The 16,737-nt window shown below is 42.5% G+C and carries 15 protein-coding genes; 4 read left to right on the forward strand and 11 right to left on the reverse strand.

Going from position 1 to position 16,737, the window contains the following annotated elements:
* The first annotated feature begins 44 nt into the window (after positions 1–44).
* Together SOO65_RS01280 and SOO65_RS01285 are read left to right on the forward strand one after the other, a co-directional pair.
* On the forward strand, positions 45–260 hold the full coding sequence (locus SOO65_RS01280) for a hypothetical protein (protein ID WP_321395717.1): 216 nt from the start codon (positions 45–47) through the stop codon (positions 258–260).
* 27 nt (positions 261–287) lie between these two features.
* On the forward strand, positions 288–1,766 hold the full coding sequence (locus SOO65_RS01285) for an FGGY family carbohydrate kinase (protein WP_321395720.1): 1,479 nt from the start codon (positions 288–290) through the stop codon (positions 1,764–1,766).
* On the opposite strand, the gene SOO65_RS01290 is transcribed toward SOO65_RS01285, so the two are convergent.
* The 5 genes from SOO65_RS01290 to SOO65_RS01310 are packed head-to-tail and all read right to left on the reverse strand — an operon-like array spanning position 1,767 to position 7,280.
* Entirely contained in the window at positions 1,767–2,186 is a 420-nt protein-coding gene (locus tag SOO65_RS01290) for a DoxX family protein (RefSeq protein ID WP_321395723.1), read from the reverse strand.
* A complete protein-coding gene (gene radA, locus SOO65_RS01295) occupies positions 2,183–3,553 on the reverse strand; it encodes a DNA repair protein RadA (protein ID WP_321395726.1) in 1,371 nt (456 codons plus the stop codon). The genes SOO65_RS01290 and radA overlap by 4 nt, the downstream gene beginning before the upstream one ends.
* Positions 3,554–5,446, reverse strand: a complete 1,893-nt coding sequence (ligA, locus tag SOO65_RS01300; protein WP_321395728.1) for an NAD-dependent DNA ligase LigA — start codon at positions 5,444–5,446, stop codon at positions 3,554–3,556.
* A gap of 23 nt (positions 5,447–5,469) precedes the next feature.
* Positions 5,470–6,933, reverse strand: a complete 1,464-nt coding sequence (locus tag SOO65_RS01305; protein WP_321395731.1) for a hypothetical protein — start codon at positions 6,931–6,933, stop codon at positions 5,470–5,472.
* Positions 6,930–7,280 carry a hypothetical protein gene (locus SOO65_RS01310; RefSeq protein WP_321395734.1) on the reverse strand — a complete coding sequence of 117 codons (351 nt, stop codon included), beginning with the start codon at positions 7,278–7,280 and terminating at the stop codon, positions 6,930–6,932. Before SOO65_RS01310 ends, SOO65_RS01305 begins: the two co-directional genes overlap by 4 nt.
* A gap of 85 nt (positions 7,281–7,365) precedes the next feature.
* Between SOO65_RS01310 and SOO65_RS01315 the strand changes: the two genes are divergently transcribed.
* Together SOO65_RS01315 and SOO65_RS01320 are read left to right on the forward strand one after the other, a co-directional pair.
* Entirely contained in the window at positions 7,366–8,547 is a 1,182-nt protein-coding gene (locus SOO65_RS01315) for a patatin-like phospholipase family protein (RefSeq protein ID WP_321395738.1), read from the forward strand.
* Positions 8,544–9,908 (forward strand): transglycosylase SLT domain-containing protein, encoded by a 1,365-nt coding sequence (locus SOO65_RS01320; protein ID WP_321395740.1) that lies wholly within the window; start codon positions 8,544–8,546, stop codon positions 9,906–9,908. The genes SOO65_RS01315 and SOO65_RS01320 overlap by 4 nt, the downstream gene beginning before the upstream one ends.
* On the opposite strand, the gene SOO65_RS01325 is transcribed toward SOO65_RS01320, so the two are convergent.
* The 6 genes from SOO65_RS01325 to atpA all read right to left on the reverse strand — a co-directional run bounded on the left by SOO65_RS01325 (position 9,887) and on the right by atpA (position 16,718).
* Positions 9,887–11,884 (reverse strand): hypothetical protein, encoded by a 1,998-nt coding sequence (locus SOO65_RS01325; RefSeq protein ID WP_321395743.1) that lies wholly within the window; start codon positions 11,882–11,884, stop codon positions 9,887–9,889. The genes SOO65_RS01320 and SOO65_RS01325 overlap by 22 nt on opposite strands.
* A gap of 148 nt (positions 11,885–12,032) precedes the next feature.
* Positions 12,033–12,386 carry a hypothetical protein gene (locus SOO65_RS01330; protein ID WP_321395746.1) on the reverse strand — a complete coding sequence of 118 codons (354 nt, stop codon included), beginning with the start codon at positions 12,384–12,386 and terminating at the stop codon, positions 12,033–12,035.
* A gap of 82 nt (positions 12,387–12,468) precedes the next feature.
* The gene (gene atpC / locus SOO65_RS01335) at positions 12,469–12,882 is read right to left on the reverse strand and encodes an ATP synthase F1 subunit epsilon (protein WP_321395748.1); all 414 of its coding nucleotides are present in this window, start codon (positions 12,880–12,882) and stop codon (positions 12,469–12,471) included.
* 2 nt (positions 12,883–12,884) lie between these two features.
* Positions 12,885–14,303 (reverse strand): F0F1 ATP synthase subunit beta, encoded by a 1,419-nt coding sequence (gene atpD / locus SOO65_RS01340; protein WP_321395750.1) that lies wholly within the window; start codon positions 14,301–14,303, stop codon positions 12,885–12,887.
* A 12-nt stretch (positions 14,304–14,315) separates the two neighbouring features.
* Positions 14,316–15,185, reverse strand: coding sequence for an ATP synthase F1 subunit gamma (gene atpG / locus SOO65_RS01345; RefSeq protein ID WP_321395753.1), 870 nt, complete (start codon positions 15,183–15,185; stop codon positions 14,316–14,318).
* A gap of 18 nt (positions 15,186–15,203) precedes the next feature.
* On the reverse strand, positions 15,204–16,718 hold the full coding sequence (atpA, locus tag SOO65_RS01350; RefSeq protein ID WP_321395755.1) for a F0F1 ATP synthase subunit alpha: 1,515 nt from the start codon (positions 16,716–16,718) through the stop codon (positions 15,204–15,206).
* Positions 16,719–16,737: the final 19 nt, after the last annotated feature.

Here is a 16,737-nt window from a genome sequence, read left to right on the forward strand (position 1 = left end):
AAACGTCCTTATGGATCACAATTGTATCTGAGAAAGAAAGAATTATGAAGCCCTGGAACATATTGATTAACAAGACCCAGAAATTAGGAGAACGCGGCCAATCGATCGTAGAGTTCGTATTGCTTATGTGCGTCCTAATGGGCATTTCCTGGGGTTTTGTTAGCTTCATGAATCATAACCTTTCGCGCTACTGGGAATACTCTGCAAATCTCATCATTAACGATGGACCAAATAAACCGAAAGCGGTTCAATTACGTTAAGCAATTTTTTGAATTAAGGATGGATTCATGAATTATCTATTGGCCATTGATCAAGGCACAACAGGCACAACTGCGCTTGTTATCGACGCCAAAACTCTAAAAGTCCTCGATAAAGAAAAATCTGATTACCGCCAAATTTATCCAAAGCCAGGATGGGTTGAACACGATCTCAATGACATTTGGGAATCAGTTTCCATCGCCGTGGGCTCTGTGCTTAAAAGATCAAAAATTGATCCAAAACAAATCGGCGCCATTGGTATCACCAATCAACGTGAGACCACTTGTGCTTATAATAAAAAAGGTACGCCCCTTCATCACGCCATTGTTTGGCAGGATCGTCGTACCGCCGCTTACTGTGAAGAACATTCAGCAAAGTATATGGAAGTCTGTCGTAAAAAGACCGGTCTTCCACTTGATCCCTATTTCTCGGGCACAAAAATGCGCTGGTTCCTGGATCATGTGCCATCAGTAAAGGTTGCTGCCGATAGAAAAGATCTTTGTCTTTCAACGGTAGATACATTTCTGGTTCATCGCCTGACAGATGGAAGAAGTTATGTGACGGAGGCATCAAACGCTTCACGTACCATGCTCATGAATCTTGAGACCTTCAACTGGGACTCTGAGCTTCTTTCATTCTTTGATATCTCGCGCGAGTTTTTACCAGAGATTCGTGAATCATTCACAAATTTTGGTGAAACAAGAAATTGCGGAATTCTTCCGGATGGCATTCCTATTCTTTCAATCTTGGGTGATCAGCAGGCCGCACTTTTTGGCCAGGCCTGTGTGCGCGTGGGTGACATTAAATCGACTTACGGAACAGGAGCTTTCCTTCTCCTGAACACCGGTGAAAAACTTATTCATTCAACGACTGGGCTTCTCACAACTGCGGCCTATTCATTCCGCGGTCACAAAGTTTATGCCCTCGAAGGTTCTGCTTACATTGCAGGGGCTGCGGTTCAGTGGCTTCGTGATAATTTAAAGAGCATCAAATCTTCTCCTGAAGTTTCGGAGCTTGCTGCGCAAGTCACTGACCTCTCGCAAATGGAACACGTTCTCTTTATGCCGTTCTTTACAGGGATCGGAACTCCGTATTGGAATTCACATGCGAAGGCCGCAATCGTTGGTCTGACCCGTGATACACATAACGGTCACATCGCTCGCGCCTGTCTTGAAGGAATTGCTCTGTCGCTCAATGATTCAGTTTCAAGCTTTAAAAAAGATTTCCCTCAGCTAAATGACATCCGCGTTGATGGTGGCGCTGCTGCTAACGACATCCTGATGCAAATGCAGGCAAACTTCTCTCAGAAAACGATTCTTCGTCCGCAAGTTATCGACACTACGGCATTTGGCGTAGCAGTTGGTTGCTTAGTTGGTCGAGGTGAAGTGAGTATCGAAGATATGGGTCGCTACTGGAAGCTTGAGAAAGAGTTCACGCCAGAGAAGAATCCATATTACGGGAAAAAGAAAACACTCTGGGACGAAACGATTAAGCGTTTATATCTCTAATTATTTAGATTGCGATCTCTTTCGAAAGAAGGAGATCGCACCTGTTGACCAGAGCGCCCACCAAATCAAGAGCGGTTGAAAGAACAATCGAATCAATCTCGCCTCATCCGAATCCAACCCAAAAGCATCAATACGATTAACATACTGAGAAATGTTTCCAGGAAAAATAGCAACAAAGAATGCAGCGGTTATTAAACCTACGTGTGCGGACTTTTTGATGAGTGTTATAAGACCCAGACCTAAAGTAATTTCCACAATTCCTGAAAGTAAAACCACCAAGTCTCCATCAAGTGGAACCCAAGAAGGAACTTGGGCCAGAAACTCAGTTCTTGACCAGGTAAGATGAGAGATTCCAGCAAACATCAGGAACGTTCCCAATAATATTTTAGTCACTATCTGAATATTGGTTAATTTATTCATTTGAATAACAGATTTTTAAGTTCACTCGCCTTACTGATGCCAACGATTTCTAACTTGTATTTACCTTTAAGATCTTCGGCAGCCCGTTTGGAAGTGATCACACGTTTATAATTCATCTGTGCGATTTCTTTTAAGCGCATTTCCATCATCGGCACTGATCGAACTTCGCCAGTAAGTCCCACTTCACCAAGGAATATAGTGTCATTCGGAATCGGGGTTTGATAATAAGAGCTCAGTAACGAAGCGATCACCGAGAGATCGTTTTCACGTGTGGTAAGTTTCATGCCACCCACTACGTTGACATAAATATCGTTATAAGAAAGAGGGATTCCCAGATACTTATCAATTACGGCCACTAAAAGCGCTACACGATTTGAATCCAAGCCTTGAGTTGTTCTACGACCTTGGGAAAATTTATTTTCTACCACGAGGGCCTGAATTTCTACAAAGAGCGAACGACTGCCTTCTAAAATGCAAGTCAACGATCGTCCATATGATCCAGGAATCGATTGTTCCAAGAAATACTGTGATGGGTTTTTGATCTCTCGCAGACCAGTCTCTTGCATCTCAAAAATTCCCACTTCATTAGTATTACCGAAGCGGTTTTTCATCACTCGAAGCATTCGGTACTGCCCAAGTTGGTCACCTTCAAAGTAGATAACGGTGTCCACCATGTGTTCCAAGATTTTTGGCCCGGCGATCTGTCCTTCTTTCGTGACGTGACCAATGAGAAAACAGGTAAGATTATAGGCCTTGGCAAAATTCATGAGCTCATAAGTCACTTCACGAATTTGCGTTAGTGTTCCGGCCGCTGATTCAACCTGATTTGAATGAGTCGTTTGAATAGAATCAAGTACCAAAAATTTCGGTTTTAGTTCTTTAACTTGTTCTAAGACCTTCTGCCAGTTGGTTTCATTAAAAATGTAAAAACCGTTGTTATTCACACCCAAGCGTTTTGAGCGACCAGCAACTTGTGACTCTGATTCTTCACCACTTACATATAAAATGCGCTCATTTCCATATTCATTCAGAAGTTTTCCACAAACTTCCATCAGAAGAGTTGATTTACCAATGCCCGGTTCTCCACCGATGAGAGTAAGAGATCCTACCGTTACTCCGCCACCCATCACGCGATCGAATTCTCCGATCTTTGTTTGATAGCGTTCAACCGTTTCGTGTTCAATTTCATCAATGGTTTTGGGACGAGATTCACGGCCAGTCACGGATTTTGGGGACGCCTTACTAGGCTTAATCGTTTCTTCTTCCGAAAAAGAATTCCACTGATTACAGTCCGGACACTTACCTAGCCACTTCGCTGATTTATATCCGCACTCCTGACACGTAAAAACCGTTTTAATCTTGGCCATCTATCCCTCGAGCATTTTCATGAGTTGATCTTCTTTAATGATCGGAACTTTAAGAGAAGTCGCTTTCACGTACTTACTTGAAGTACTGTCCTCATCATTGGTCACGAGATAACTTAAGTTCTTAGACACCCCAGCAATGATTCCTCCATTTTGTTTAATGAGTTTTTCAATTTGCGGACGCGGCTGACTCAAAGCTCCTGTAAGACAAAAAGAAAGACCTTTAAGTGGACCTTCCCCTGATGAAGTTTCATCGGCCTTCACTACCACGCCCACACTTAGAAGCTCATCAATTAATGGCCTCTTCTTTCTGAGTGAAGCAAGAATGGATTCAGACGACTTCTCAGCAAAGCCTTCGATCTGAAGCATCTTATCTACCGTGAGATCCTGAATTTTTTCGAGAGTATTGTATCCTTGAGCAATTATTTTTTCACTTTTAGCGATCGAAACACCTTCCACTCCAATCGCAGAAATGAATTGCGCGAGACTTTGGTGTTTCGTTTTCTGAATATTATCGAACATCTTAGTCGCGAGCTTATCTTTCACTTTATCGAGTAAAAGAAAGTCATCATGCTTTAAACGATAGAGATCCGGAATACCCGCCACGATGCCTTTATTGATCATCTCATCCAAACGTTTATCAGATACGTCTTCGATATTGGCCTTAAAGATATAATTTAGAATTTCTTCTTTAATCTTTGCTGGGCAAATATCGTTTTCACATTGTAGCCAGATATCTTGAATGACAAGTTTTGAAGCACAGCTTGGGCAATTTGTCGGATGAGTGTATTCACCATTTGAACGTTCAACGACACCTAAAAACTTAGGAATAACTTCACCTGAACGAATGATCTCGATTTTATCTCCTGCTTTTAGCTGGAAGTTTTGAACCATCCCGAAATTGTGTAGAGTCACTCGGCCAATCATGGCCCCAGAGAGTTCCGTTGGCTCAATCAAGGCAACCGGAGTCAGGGTTCCGTTACGAGACACGCCCCACTCGATTTCATTGATCTTGGCGACCTTTGTTTCCCCTGCGAATTTAAAAGCAATTTTATAACGTGGATGGTGACTGGTTTCGCCTAATTCAGCGTGAAGTTTTAAGTCGTCATAAACGACCACCAGACCATCAATCAGATAATCGCCGCTCGACATGAAGGTCTTCGCTTCCGCGATTCTTTCTTTAAGATCCTTTCCGCTTTTATGAATTTCATAGTCAGGTGTAATGAAACCCAGACCCTTAAGGGAATCTAGTTTTTGATGCTCTTTAGAGAACACTTCATCATCGATAATGTCGAACGCCTGAAAACTTAAGTGACGACAAAGCTGAATGTTTTCTTTTCGTCCCAGAAGTCCCGCCACAATATTTCTTTGAGAAGTCGGAGCTTCCAGTCCCATGTCCTGCATTTCTTTGGAGAGCGTGAAGAAGTTTTTTTCAATACAGTAAACTTCGCCACGGACTTCGAAGCGACCTTTATTGCCCACATGCTTAGGAATATCTGGAATGAAGACGGCTTTCTTGGTGATGTTTTCACCAAACTGACCATCACCACGAGTCTTGGCCGTAACGAGATGTCCATTTTCATAAATCAAAGAACAACTCGAGCCATCAATCTTGAACACGCTCACAACTTCGTGTTTACCGATCCATTTAGCGAGATCGGTTTCATCATAGGTCTTATCAAGTGAGAGCATTTTGCGTTGATGCTCTACCTTGGCAGTTGATTCGGCCTGTTTGAAGCCAACCAACTGCAGAACTGGATTCTCGGGATCGAGAGACTTTAGTTCTGATTCAAGCTTGTCGTATTTTTCGTCCGAGATTTCGGCGTGACCAGTGTAATAGAGTTCTTTATGATGGAGGATGAGTTTTTCCAACTCTTGGATGCGTGCTGTCTTCATCCTCTATTTTTAGCATTTTTATTCTAGAAATTAAACGAAACACCAAACTTCAGGAGATTGTCTTTATAAGAAACCTCTTTAAAATCTCCACTAAATTTGGCCTTGCGTGACATCGCTTCGATACTACCGTCGATGGTCATTCTTGGAGTGTATTGATATTTAAGACCGATCTCGAGATCAAGTGCTGAAGCGCTTGAGCTTGAACCGTAAATCTTGTCATCTTCACTAAAGCTTGGGAAAGGCAGGAACTCAGCTTGAGTAAAAAAGCGCCATTCGCGGTTAATCGGAATATTGGCCGCAACCCCTAGTAATAGACCGTAAATGTTGTTTTTTCCAAAGCCATCAGCTGGCGAGTTATCAAGATCAAAACTGTAATTAGCGTAACCACCATAGATATCAATCTGTGGTCCGTAGAAGAAACCAATCGGAAGATACTTATAACCACCGGTGATTTTTAGCGCACCATTGTTGGCACCCACGCTGTCTTTTTGTGGGCTACCCGATTTTTCTTTTAAGCTACCAAGACTTCTCATAAGTTCCAGAGCCGCAAAATACTGACGAGTGATCCAGCCTTCAGCACGGAAATCAATACCGAAGAGATTTCCACTCATGCGGTTTGAACCAGTTGGAGTAGAAGTATCAACACTCGACGATGAACCAAACAGGGCCACAGAAAGAATTCCCAGCGTCCCTAATTTTTCTTCATCTTTTTCTTTTCCAAGATTCGGATCATTGATGACTGATTGTCTGAAAGGTTCAAGACGAACCCAATCACCGGCCTTAAGTTTCTGGTCATTCTTATAGACCTTCACCATACCCAGGGCCTGGTTATCAGAAATATTAAAAACTTTACCTTGAGCTAAAGTTTCAGTGTCCCAATCCACAATTTTTTTTAGAAGCGGGTGTTTCTTCTTGGCAATTGGTCTTTTAACAATGAAGTCTTGCCCTATCTGAATGGGATAACCCTTACCTACATCAAGCGTAATTTGATCACCCAGGATGCCGTTGATCTTGGCATCATAAGGAATGGTCTTCGCATAAATATCAAGCCAGTTCGCAATCGTTTGGCTGATGATTTCAACATCATCACGGTTAAGAACGGTTTTTTCAGAGAAGTATAAATCTTCTCCGTTCTCACCATACACATCCATCTGAACTTCAACTGCATTGAGCTCATTCACGATGGCAACACGAATGAGAGAGCCAACTTTAAGTTTATCCGCCACAGTAGCAAGGACTTCTTTGGTTTTTAGATATTGAGGAAGATTCTCACGGTACTTACTAAAAACTCCGATCATGGAAGAATTAGAAACATAGGTACACCAGTTTCTTTTCTTCAAATTACTTTCCACTTCTTCAAAGACCTTAAATCCAATCGCTCCACCAACACTGTCTGTGATTGGTAAAAGGGTGCATCGTCTCATAGAAGACTGTGCGAAGGCCGAGAACGATAGAATCAGACCAAGAACAAGCAGAGTTAATTTCATAGAATGGGTGGTAATTCCGGTGGAAGTTCCATTGCTGCAGGAGCTGACGCTTTATTCATGCTCTGTTTCTCATAGATTTCAACCAGCATGCGTAGCTCGTTATTCTCTTCGCGCAATTGTCTTATTTGTGTACGAAGTAATTCAGTCTCTAATTTAATTTTTAGGACTTCTTCCTCTTCTCTTAAGCGAAGCTTCTCAGTCGAGGGAACGTAGATAAAATACTTCCCGTTCTCCTCTTTATATTTCAGAATATTATTCTTGATATGTCTTCGAATGGTCGAAATGGAGACATCTTTGTAGCGTGAATAGTCGTTGATGGACAACCACACCCCAGACGATGCGTTCATAGTGCTCCTTTGGCGTTAATCTTAATTTTAAAGAATCCGATAAGAATGTGCAAAAGCAAAAATCATAGAGAAAAGTTGAGTAAAGATGTCGGTTGATTTGAATGAGCTGAAAAATAAAAAAATCGCGCTGGTTTTATCCGGCGGGGTTGTTAAAGCAGCTGCCTGGCACCTGGGAGTAACCCTGGCGTTGGAAGAACTCGGCTTTTCACTTAAGAGTAATAAAAATTCTTCACCCGGACAGGATTTAAACCAAAAAAGTCTCGAGATCGGAACCTATGTTGGTTCTTCTGCTGGAGCAATGATTTGTGTTTACCTCGCTGCCGGATACACTCCACAGGACGTCATCCAGGCAACTCTAGGAATTAAGGGATCTCGTTTAAAGGGCATTACCTATAAAGACATGTTCGCCATCAAGCGGCCGGAACTCAAAGCCCCTAAGAGCGAACTTTATTTTCCACTGGATGGTTTCCCGACTCTTTTAAAAAACATGCTGAAGCCGGTGATCTCACTTCCTGGTTTTTTTACCACGGAAGGCGTTCGTCGCTATTTATTGGATAACGTCATTGAAAATGACCGATTCGAAGATTTCGCTCCGGATTTATTTATCGTGGCGACTCAGCTCGATCACTCACGAAAGGTTATTTTCTCAAAATATAATTATCCGAACCCGTCTCACGACAGTACCTCGGTCTATTATACCGGAACGAATGTTTCATATGCGGCCGCGGCCAGTATGAGCGTTCCACCGTTTTATTGTCCATATCCAATTAAAAACCGTCTCACTAATGGCATTGATTATTATATCGACGGAGAAATCCGCGAAACCCTTTCTACGCACGTTGCGGAAGACAACGGTTGTGAAGTCATCATTAGTTCCTGGACTCATACCCCTTATCACTTTCATGATGAGGTCGGCTCTCTCGTCAATTACGGGCTTCCTCCAATTGCCATTCAATCAATCTATCTCATGATTCAGAAAAAAATCGTGGCCTCTCGAGCTGAGCGGGCCAAGGCGATCGATATCATTGATACCGTTAATGACTATATGAAATCCGAAAAATTTTCTCAGAACCACCGTCGTGAAATTATGGCGATTCTTCAAAGAAAACTGAATATCAATCCGAAGGTAAAACTCATTGATATTTTCCCGGATCATCACGATTACAAATTATTCTTTGCAAACTCTTTCTCTCTTAACTCAAAAGTTTCTGCTCACGCAGTAGAGGCCGGTTATAAGCGAACAATGCAGATTCTGGGCTCTAAATGATCATAAAGTATCTCCTGATTGCCGTTTGTTGTGTGATTCTAGTCACGGCCTCTGACCCTTATTTTGGAACAGAGTTAAGTTGGCGTCCTGTTCCCAAGGAAACTGAGGGAGATGTTCGTGAACAATTATGGATGTCGACTGAGGCATTCCGCGATTATCTGGATGATCACGACGACAGAGTTGCAGACGTCTTCAAGGTAACTGACTATTACTACCCCAACGTTCATTTCTGGTTTTTGATCTACACTCAATTCGAATCGAATCAAGTCGTGATTCACGATAAGAGTAATTTGAATCTTATTTATAAGGTGCTGGATTTCTCAGAACTTCATCGCAAAGATCTTCCTAAAAACACTCTGTATGTGCTTCAGCAAAAAATTTCACAAGAGCGCTTGGATGATCTGGAAAAGGAACTTGAGGATCTCGCCAAAGAACCTTACTCTCTCAGTTCTTCTGCCAAAGATATTTATCGTGTTTTGAAACAAGCAAATGTTGAGCTTCCGATCAAGAAATCGGATCGAAGTATTTTTTTCAATAAGCTTAAACACAATCTCAGAACTCAGACCGGCCAGAAGAACTTTATCCGTGATGGTGTGATGAGGTCTCTTCCTTATCAGCATTTTCTCGGTAAATACTTCACTGATCGCAATCTTCCGAAAGAACTTCTGGCAATTCCATTCCTGGAATCAAGCTTCAATCCGAAAGCTCATTCTAAAGTAAATGCCCTTGGGGTTTGGCAGTTCATGCCACTTATTGCCAGTTACTACGTTCCTAAACGTACCACTCACGGCGACTATCGCTCGAACGTGGGGGTCGCTTCACTCGCGGCCGGACATTTAATGTCCGAAAATTTTAAGATCATGAAATCCTGGGATCTGGCAGTAACGGCCTACAACTCAGGAACTAAACACCTTCTCAAATCAAAACGTGAACTCGCATCTAATGATGTGGACCTGGAAGACATCATTAAGCACAGTGATTCTCAGCATTTTGGATTTGCTTCGAAGAACTTTTACAGTGAGTTCCTGGCCCTGGCCCACACCCTCGCTTACCGAGAAGAACTTTTTAGTGATCTGCATGAGCATGACCGCCCAGACGTAGATGAAGATCTCAACTTCTACATGACCAAATGTTCTTTGAGACTTCCGAAAGAACTAAACGAAAAGATGATGGATGATGTGCATTTTCACAACCAGCACATTACTGAACTTCAAACGAACTTGCCGAAGGGTTACATCATTACGACGAAATCGATCCTGCCTAAGAACAAGTTCTATCAGGTGGCGTATAAGGATTTGTTGAAAATGAAACCAAAAGACTGGGAACGCTTTTTAAGAAATCAAAGCTGCTCTACTAGATAAGTATTTGGCGAACAGTAGCTTCCCAGGAACTCAACAGTTCCATCTTGATAAGTTACTTTCAGATTGATTTTACCATCTTGGCCATACTCTTCTGCACCTTGGTTCTCACCTACAACGATGATTTTGCGGCTCTTATCACCAAGTGAATCGTAGAACTTGCCATCGTTATCAAGGATCTGAGTATAAGTCACAAGTGACATACCAACTGACTCAGCTGCCACGTCTACTTTAAGTGCTTTCTTAGAAAGGTTCACCTGAACTAAACAACGGTTCCCAAGCTTCGCGCCTTCAAAGCGAGAAAGGATATAGCGCATGAAATTCTCAGAAGGAACTTCAACGTTTGTATTTTCTTTCATACCAACAAAAACCGGCTCATCTTGGTGACCAAGTTCCAGATAACGACGAGCACCTAGAAGGGTCTTATCGAAGTCCATCTTATAAGTATGGTCATTTAGTTTCTTAGCAGTCTTATCTGTTGCAAATTGTTTAACCTGCTCAGATGAGATGATAAGTGGTGTCTTCTCCTGGCCAAGTAGATCTTCTTCAAACAGCTTCACTTCTTCATTTTTTACAGTTTCAAAAAAGTTAGCGTCGAAAGTAAGTTCTCTTTCATGGATGTGGATAATTTTCGAAGTCACGTTACCGCGAGCATCTTTATAACTTAGAAGCGCATTTCCGGCCTTAACACCAACGAACAGTTGGTAACGGAAATCCGATTCTTTTGTTTCATTCATTTCGCCATCAAGAGTCATAACCGCTGAGTATGGAACATCAAGGGTAACATCTTCAGTAGAATCATCCAGCTCGATAAGAACTGATCCGATTGGACCGCGTGACTCATATGGAGCAAGTAGCTTATTAAATTTTGATTCTTCAATGACTGGTACTGATACTGCGGCGTCTCCTTCTTCCACAATCAGGTCAGTATTTGTTGGTGTGAATCCACGCTTCAACAATGTTACTGAACGATTCATGCGGGCAGAAGCGAGTTTATTTTGGATAGTCACTTCACCGTGGCCATAATCTTGGATGGCCTCAGATAAATCATCTTGGAATCTTACTTCAAATCCAACTTCTGATTGAGTAGTCACGAAGTCTGTTCCTACTGCCTGGATAGTCAGGCGACTTGCGAGCGTTTTTGGAACAAGAAGTGCGTTCTTTTCAGAACTTGCGATCTCTTCTTGCTTAGGCGCTGGCTTAGCTTTAGTAGAAGATGTTGCTGGAGCTTTGTTACCTTGCACCGGTGTCTCAGATTTTTGAGTAGTCACTGTGCTTACCATTGGCATCGCCTGTGACTTGATATCGGCATTTACTTGTGAGTAATCGAAGGCAACTAAATCATCAACAGATACTTCTTCTGAAACGTTGTCCACATTTTGTGTTTTATCCACATTGTTAACAACTTCATCTTTTGTTGGAATTTCTGGAATTGATGCTGGTTTCTGAGCGGCAACTTTTTCCTCTTCATCGTATTCGAAGAACGTCGGCTCAGCATCGCTTGATTGGATAGTCGAAACTTCATCAGATACTGGAGCGGCAGATTTTGCCACCATCGAAGTTTCAAGATCCTTATAAAGAGCAACCAGGTTCGTTTGAAGTGGTTGGTTCATTACTACTGGGTGAAGTTTAACTGGCTCATAAAAAGGTAGTTCGTTCTTCGCCACTTTCTCTACTTTAAGTTCAGCTGGCTTTTGAACAACTACAACCACCGGCTTCTTAGCAACCGGCTTAACAACAGCAACCACAACTTCTTTCTTCACAACCGGGAACTTAATGTCCGCGAAGTGCATTTCAGGAGCAGCTACATCTACAGTGTCGTTTGATTTAAATGATGTCTCTGAGAAAAGAGCGAGGTAATCGCCAGAGATAGAAACGTCTTTCATTACTGGCATTGCAAAACGCAGGGCCACAGTACCTACGAAGAGGTACGCAGCAAGCGTAAAATAAGCAAACATCCTGTTAAGCATGAACGACATATGTGTTTATTTTATCTGAATTGCAAAATTTTCTCGTCACTCAAAAGTTGCCGGTCGCTATTTTCTGCTTATTCAAGTGCTGGAAATGTTGAGAATTTACTGAGTAGTCATGGGTAGCTGGCCTTGTTTTCCACAAGGCCGTGGATAACTAGAGGGTCTTTGAGAGTTCGATGAAGTAGCAGGCGGTCTTATCACCTTTGATGCAATCCATTTCCAGAACTTCTTTGGTGATGTCCTTGTTCTCTTTCAAAATGCATTCGTGGTCCTCTTCTTTTGGACAACGCTTTTTGATTTCAGCGGCCTGTTTTTCCAACTGCACTTTGCGGGTGGCACTGGGTTCAGGCATTTTGCATTCTTCGCTTGGGTTTTTAACACATTCGATGGTGGCGCAGGCCTCTTCTACCTTTTGATCACAAAACTTCTGATGAACCGCTTTTGCGGCCTCAAGATCAAAGGCAAATGCTGTAGGGGCAAAGACGATTAAGAGGATCAGGAATTTCATAGGGACTCCTTTCATCTCATCATATCGGCAGATTTTGGAAAAATGGCAAAAAAAAACCCGTCCGAAGACGGGTTTTAAAGAATTACTTTAGGTTCGCAAGTCTTAAACGAAGCTCAGCTCTCTCCATCTTTCTGCGGAACTTGATAAGATCCACATCAGTTAGAGTTTCTTTGCCTGATAGACGATCATGGGCCTTGGCCTTTGCAGACTTAGCACGTTCAAGATCGATGTCTTCAGCACGCTCAGAAGTGAACGAAAGAATAGTTACTGTATCTTTTAAAACACGGCAAAGACCTGCAGTCACAGAAAAGTGACGAGTTCCCATTGGTGTTTTAGCAGTCAAAATTCCTGTGCTCAGCTCAGTAAGAATGTGAGTATGTTCAGGGAGAATGTTAATCTCCCCGCGAACTGTTGGAATCGTGATGTCGTTACACTCAAGATCTTTAATCACTACACCCTTAGGCGTGAAAAGATTGAGTTTAAAGGCTGATGCCATAATTACTTCCCTTCAGAAAGTTTCTTAGCTTTTTCGTGTACCATTTCAATTCCACCAACAAGGTAGAAAGCTTGCTCTGGAAGGTGATCAACTTCACCAGCTAGAATTGCTTTGAAACCTTTAATAGTGTCTTCGATTTTCACGAATTGACCCGGAATACCAGTGAACTGCTCAGCAACGAAGAACGGCTGAGAAAGGAACTTCTGGATCTTACGAGCACGTGCCACGAGTTTCTTATCGTCTTCAGAAAGTTCATCCATACCAAGAATGGCGATGATATCTTGAAGTTCTTTATATTTTTGAAGCACTGATTGAACTGCACGAGCAGTTGTATAGTGATCAAGGCCCATGATTTCTTCAGAAAGAATCGTAGATGAAGATGAAAGAGGATCTACCGCAGGGTAAATTCCAAGCTCAGCGATCTGACGAGAAAGTTCTGTAGTTGCATCCAAGTGAGCGAACGTTGTAGCAGGAGCTGGATCGGTATAGTCATCCGCAGGAACGTATACAGCTTGAATAGATGTAATCGAACCGTCTTTTGTAGATGTAATACGCTCTTGCATTGCACCCATTTCAGTACCAAGTGTTGGTTGGTAACCCACAGCTGAAGGAATACGACCTAGAAGGGCAGAAACCTCAGAACCAGCTTGTGTAAAACGGAAGATGTTATCAACGAAGAATAGTACGTCTTGTTTTTCTTCATCACGGAAGTACTCAGCTAGTGAAAGACCAGTTAGAGCAACACGTGCACGTGCTCCAGGTGGCTCGTTCATTTGACCGTAACAAAGAGCAGTTTTTGAAAGAACTCCAGAGTCTTTCATTTCGTGCCAAAGATCGTTACCTTCACGAGTACGCTCACCTACACCAGCGAATACAGAGAAGCCCCCGTGCTGAGTAGCGATGTTGTTAATAAGTTCCATAATTAGAACCGTCTTACCTACACCTGCACCACCGAATAGACCGATCTTACCACCCTTAAGGTATGGAGCTAGAAGGTCGATTACTTTAATACCAGTGAAGAATGGCTCTTTCTTAGTAGATTGATTTGCGAATTTAGGAGCTTCACGGTGAATTGGGTAGCTCTTCTTGTTATTAAGAGGACCAGCTTCATCCACTGCTTCTCCGATAACGTTGATGATACGACCAAGACATTCACGACCTACTGGAGCTTGAATTGGAGCTCCTGTGTCTTTAACTTCTTGTCCGCGAGCAAGACCTTCAGTTGCATCCATAGCGATACAACGAACCATGTTGTTACCTAGGTGAGATGCTACTTCAACCGTTAGGTTGCCTTCTCCGCCCGGCATAGTTTTGTTAGTGATCTTGAGAGCGTTGTAAAGCGCCGGTAGTTTTCCGTTAGAAAACTCAACGTCGATTACTGGTCCCAACACCTGACGAATAACGCCTGTATTTTGTTCCATTTGAATGGCTCCTTAACCGTTTAGAGATTCAGCACCAGATACAACTTCGATTAGTTCGGTTGTAATTCTCGCCTGTCTCATCTTATTCATTTTTAGTGATAACTTTTTAATAACTTCTTTACTGTTCTTCGATGCGTTTTCCATCGCGTTCATACGAGAACCATGCTCAGAGGCAATGGCATCTAGAACACAAGTATAAACCGTAGTGAGATATACTTCTGGAACGAGAGTGTCCAGAATTTGCTCAGCACTTGGCTCATATTTAAAGTCATAAGGGTACTTAGACTTGATAGTTTCTTTATCAGAAGCTGATACCTGCATAGGTAGAAGCTGTCTAACTTTAGAATCGAATGCGATCGCAGAAATGAATGAGTTGTAAGCAACGTAAACCTTGCCTACCTCGCCGTTGATAAACATAGCGCCCAGTTCATCGGCCACTTTACGAACTTCTTCATATGTCGGATCTGCTTTAGCGAAAGTGAACGTCTTTCCAGAGTTCACTTCTTTTTGAATCAGATCACGAACTTTTTTACCAATGAAGAAGAACTTCAGATCTTCGTTTTTAGTTTCGGCAGTAAAGCGTCTGATAGTTTTTGCAAGTGATGAGTTATAACCACCGCAAAGACCTTTATCAGATGAAATTACCAGAACCACAGATTTCGTATTTTCCTTCTGTGTGAAGTACTCATTCGTGTAGTTCGCGGCAAGTGCAGAGACAGTTCTCACTGTCTCTTCCAGCTCGACCGAGTATGGACGAAGACCCAAGATACGGACCTGAGCTTTGTTCAACTTTGCAGCTGATACAAGCTTCATGGCCTTTGTGATCTTAAAAGTACCTTTGGTACTTTTGATCTTTTTCTTGAGTTCTTTAATATTTGCCATGGTCTTTAATCCTTAAAATTAAGCCTTGTAGCTAGCAACGAAGTTCTTAACGATTTCTACAACCTTAGACTCGTTCTCAGCAGACATTTGCTTCTCAGCTCTCATAGCGTTCATAAGATCAGCGTGACGAGAGTTAAGAGTAGCAAGAAGGTCTTTTTCTACCTGTTGAATTTTGTTCACAGGGATTGCATCGAAGAAACCTTTAGTAGCAGCAAAGATAGATACCGATTGATCGATAACATCCATTGGTGAGTACTGACCTTGCTTAAGAAGTTCAACAAGACGAGCACCACGGTTAAGCTGACGTTGAGTCGCTTCATCTAGGTCAGAACCGAACTGAGCGAAGGCCGCAAGTTCACGGTATTGAGCAAGATCAAGACGAAGAGTACCAGCAACTTTTTTCATTGCTTTAATTTGAGCAGAACCACCAACTCGAGAAACCGAAAGACCAACGTTTACCGCTGGACGGATACCAGAGTTGAAAAGATCTGATTCAAGGTAGATCTGACCATCTGTAATCGAAATTACGTTTGTTGGAATGTATGCAGCTACGTCACCTTCTTGAGTTTCGATGATTGGAAGAGCTGTAAGAGATCCAGCACCTAGTTCATCGTTAACTTTACAAGCACGCTCTAGAAGACGTGAGTGAATATAGAATACGTCCCCTGGGAATGCTTCACGTCCTGGCGGACGACGAAGAAGAAGTGAAAGCTGACGGTAAGCTTGTGATTGTTTTGTTAAGTCATCGTACACGATAAGCGCGTGCTTACCTTGGTCACGGTAGTACTCACCCATAGTAGCACCAGTATATGGAGCTAGGTATTGAAGAGGGGCTGAGTGAGAAGCAGTTGCTGAAACGATGATTGTGTACTCAAGAGCACCAGCTTCAAGAAGCTTTTGGTAAACCTGACGTACTGTAGATTGTTTCTGGCCGATAGCTACGTAAACGCAAACTACGCCTTTACCTTTTTGGTTAATGATAGTGTCAACGGCAACTGCTGTTTTACCAGTCTTACGGTCACCAATGATAAGCTCACGCTGACCACGACCGATTGGGATCATGGCGTCGATTGCTTTAATACCAGTCTGCATTGGCTCGTGAACTGATTTACGAGCAATAATTCCTGGAGCTTTAACTTCAACGTTACGGAAGTTAGTAGCTTTAATTTCACCCTGACCATCGATTGGCTCACCGATTGCGTTTACTACGCGACCAAGTAGAGCGTCACCAACTGGAACAGATACGATTTTTTCTGTACGCTTAACTGTTGAGCCTTCTTTAATTGTTTCGTCGTTACCAAGAACCACGATACCAACGTTGTTAGCTTCAAGGTTAAGAACCATTCCTTTAACTCCGCCTTCGAACTCAACAAGCTCGCCGGCCAGAACGTTTTTTAAACCAAATACGCGGGCCACACCGTCACCAATTGTGAGGACTGTCCCAATTTCGTTCATCTGAAGGCGCGATTCAAAGTTTGCAATTCGCTCTTTGATGATGCCTGTGATTTCTTCAGGTCTGATTGATGTACTCATCTAAAATCCCTTCCCTTTT

The sequence above is a fragment of the Peredibacter starrii genome (genome assembly GCF_034259205.1).
GTDB classification, from domain to species: domain Bacteria; phylum Bdellovibrionota; class Bacteriovoracia; order Bacteriovoracales; family Bacteriovoracaceae; genus Peredibacter; species Peredibacter starrii.

Excerpts from the sequence above, each read along its gene's own strand:
- ligA (WP_321395728.1), bottom strand. The coding sequence starts at position 5,446 with ATGAAGACAGCACGCATCCAAGAGTTGGAAAAACTCATCCTCCATCAT.
- SOO65_RS01280 (WP_321395717.1), top strand. The coding sequence starts at position 45 with ATGAAGCCCTGGAACATATTGATTAACAAGACCCAGAAATTAGGAGAA.
- SOO65_RS01315 (WP_321395738.1), top strand. The coding sequence starts at position 7,366 with ATGTCGGTTGATTTGAATGAGCTGAAAAATAAAAAAATCGCGCTGGTT.
- SOO65_RS01310 (WP_321395734.1), bottom strand. The coding sequence starts at position 7,280 with ATGAACGCATCGTCTGGGGTGTGGTTGTCCATCAACGACTATTCACGC.
- radA (WP_321395726.1), bottom strand. The coding sequence starts at position 3,553 with ATGGCCAAGATTAAAACGGTTTTTACGTGTCAGGAGTGCGGATATAAA.
- SOO65_RS01320 (WP_321395740.1), top strand. The coding sequence starts at position 8,544 with ATGATCATAAAGTATCTCCTGATTGCCGTTTGTTGTGTGATTCTAGTC.
- SOO65_RS01290 (WP_321395723.1), bottom strand. The coding sequence starts at position 2,186 with ATGAATAAATTAACCAATATTCAGATAGTGACTAAAATATTATTGGGA.
- atpG (WP_321395753.1), bottom strand. The coding sequence starts at position 15,185 with ATGGCAAATATTAAAGAACTCAAGAAAAAGATCAAAAGTACCAAAGGT.
- SOO65_RS01325 (WP_321395743.1), bottom strand. The coding sequence starts at position 11,884 with ATGTCGTTCATGCTTAACAGGATGTTTGCTTATTTTACGCTTGCTGCG.
- SOO65_RS01285 (WP_321395720.1), top strand. The coding sequence starts at position 288 with ATGAATTATCTATTGGCCATTGATCAAGGCACAACAGGCACAACTGCG.
- atpA (WP_321395755.1), bottom strand. The coding sequence starts at position 16,718 with ATGAGTACATCAATCAGACCTGAAGAAATCACAGGCATCATCAAAGAG.
- atpD (WP_321395750.1), bottom strand. The coding sequence starts at position 14,303 with ATGGAACAAAATACAGGCGTTATTCGTCAGGTGTTGGGACCAGTAATC.
- SOO65_RS01305 (WP_321395731.1), bottom strand. The coding sequence starts at position 6,933 with ATGAAATTAACTCTGCTTGTTCTTGGTCTGATTCTATCGTTCTCGGCC.
- atpC (WP_321395748.1), bottom strand. The coding sequence starts at position 12,882 with ATGGCATCAGCCTTTAAACTCAATCTTTTCACGCCTAAGGGTGTAGTG.
- SOO65_RS01330 (WP_321395746.1), bottom strand. The coding sequence starts at position 12,386 with ATGAAATTCCTGATCCTCTTAATCGTCTTTGCCCCTACAGCATTTGCC.